This is a genomic window from Dietzia sp. NCCP-2495, assembly GCF_026011735.1.
GTDB lineage: Bacteria > Actinomycetota > Actinomycetes > Mycobacteriales > Mycobacteriaceae > Dietzia.
This window is the reverse complement of the sequence record NZ_BRVN01000052.1, coordinates 1-2,002: the sequence shown is the minus strand read 5'-3', so window position 1 is coordinate 2,002 and position 2,002 is coordinate 1. Positions and strand designations below refer to the sequence as shown.

Below are 2,002 nucleotides of genomic sequence, written 5' to 3'. Positions count from 1 at the left end.
TCCCCTAATGTGGCATTCCTTCAAGTACGCAGATCAGCGGGGTACAACTGTGCAGAGGATCGACGTTTCTGGACGCCACGTAGTGAACGGATCGCCCGCAGCGCTCGTCGACGCTCGGGCGCGCCATCAGCTTGTCGAGGATGAGATGTGACACCCCCTGAGACAGGCTCCGAAGGCCGGACGGGCCTCTCTGTTCGACGCGCCATCGAGCCACACGGCGTGATCGTGCCGGCGCGAATGACTGGCGACGAGCCCCTGACTGCTGGCGGCAACAATCTCCCGGGCGGGCCGGTGATCGACTTCTGGCGATGGTCGATGTCGAGCCTGCTCGACAACACCGTCCGCGGACTGTTCGCTGAGTATCTCGTCGCTCGCGCGCTCGCAGTGGCGAGCAACGCGGTGCGCGTCGAATGGGACGCCGTCGACATCGTCACCGAAAGCGGACTGCGGGTGGAGGTTAAATCGGTGTCGTTCCTCCAGAGCTGGGCGCAGACTCGTGCCTCCACCCCTACCGTCAGCATCCCGGAGACCCGCGCGTGGGATGCGCACACCGGCCAGCACAACCCCGAGTATCGGCGTCAGGCCGATGTGTACGTTGTCTGCGTCCTTGACGTCACTGACGTGGCCGACCTGGACCCGCTGAACCTGGACCGCTGGCGCTTCCTCGTCGTACCTACCCACGTTCTCAACACCCAAGTCCCGGGGCAGAAGTCGATCGTCCTGCACCGCCTGGCCGCCTTGCCCGGCGTCACCGAGTGCACCTACACCGAGCTACGGGAGACCGTGGAAGCAGCGGGAACGCCCTGATCTAGGACGAGGGTCGACCGTGCCTCCCCGGCCGGGGGGCCATGCCGATAACTCGGATTCCGTCAAACTCGCAGTTCACAAGCGTGACATGAACCGTCGATCCAAGACTGACCGTGCCGATTTTCTGCGCAGATTCGCGCCTCACTCGCCAATGAGCGACTACAAGCGCTGTGCCAACTATGGTCTCATGCTAGCGGATAAGCTAGCATGAGGTAGTGACAAAGGCGGACAAGCTCCGGGCAGCAATCGAGCGCAACCCGAAGTCGGTGTCCTACAAGGATCTGTACGCCCTGTGCCTGCAAGTCTTCGGTGAGCCTCGTCAGCAGGGCACCAGCCACGCGGTATTCAAAATGCCCTGGCCGGGCGATCCTCGGGTGAACATCCAACGAGGCAAGAACGGTCAGGCCAAGCCCTACCAGGTCAAACAAGTACTAGCAGCGATCAAAAAGATGGAGGAGCAGTCATGAGCGATATCGATGTCCGTCGCTACTCGTACCGAGTGCAGTGGTCCCCCGACGACAACGAGTACGTCGCCACCGTGCTGGAGTTTCCGTCGCTGTCCTACCTCGAGCAGGATCAAGCAGACGCCCTCCAGGGCCTGGTGGAGGTCGTGGCCGGCGTCGTGGACGACCTCACCGCCGCAGGCGAGAGCGTGCCGCAGCCATTCGCCGAACGCTCCTACAGCGGCACCATCTACGTCCGCACCTCAGCAGAAGTCCACCGCCGGCTAGTGATGGAGGCCGCAGAAAACCACGTCTCCCTCAACCAATGGGCCGCCCAGCGACTCGCCAGCGCATAGCCCGACACCTGCGCAATAGGGGCGAGCGCCGATAAGACGCGTTTCGACAATCCGCAGCCGGCACGGCTCGCGATGGCAGAATCCAACGCCTGTCAAGCCCCGGGTTTTATAGAGGGTGGTTATCTGGCGTCGACGAGGTCGTCGACGGGCTCGGGTGACGGTTCGACCGCCGCGTGTTGGGCTTCGTATTCGGCGGGTGGGACGTAGCCGATCTCGCCGTGAATTCGGCGGTGGTTGAACCAGTCAATGTACTCGGCCACGGCGATCTCGAGGTCGTCGATGTCGCGCCACGGCCCCTTGTGGCGGTTGCGGATGAGCTCGGCTTTGAACAGGGAGTTGAACGCCTCGGCGAGGGCGTTGTCGTACGAGTCGCCGCGTGAGCCCACCGAGGCCACC

The 2,002-nt window shown here is 63.3% G+C and carries 4 protein-coding genes; 3 read left to right on the top strand and 1 reads right to left on the bottom strand.

The genetic code is table 11. The features are described from left to right. Window positions 1-237: 237 nt before the first annotated feature. The 3 genes from OPF83_RS17315 to OPF83_RS17305 all read left to right on the top strand — a co-directional run bounded on the left by OPF83_RS17315 (window position 238) and on the right by OPF83_RS17305 (window position 1,606). Window positions 238-807 carry a hypothetical protein gene (locus tag OPF83_RS17315; protein WP_264888892.1) on the top strand — a complete coding sequence of 190 codons (570 nt, stop codon included), beginning with the start codon at window positions 238-240 and terminating at the stop codon, window positions 805-807. Between the two features lie 215 nt (window positions 808-1,022). Beyond that, entirely contained in the window at window positions 1,023-1,274 is a 252-nt protein-coding gene (locus OPF83_RS17310; RefSeq protein ID WP_264888890.1) for a toxin HicA, read from the top strand. Next, entirely contained in the window at window positions 1,271-1,606 is a 336-nt protein-coding gene (locus OPF83_RS17305) for a type II toxin-antitoxin system HicB family antitoxin (RefSeq protein ID WP_264888888.1), read from the top strand. The genes OPF83_RS17310 and OPF83_RS17305 overlap by 4 nt, the downstream gene beginning before the upstream one ends. Before the next feature lie 119 nt (window positions 1,607-1,725). On the opposite strand, the gene OPF83_RS17300 is transcribed toward OPF83_RS17305, so the two are convergent. Then, window positions 1,726-2,002: integrase core domain-containing protein (locus tag OPF83_RS17300; protein WP_264888886.1), on the bottom strand; the 277-nt coding region annotated here is incomplete at its 5' end.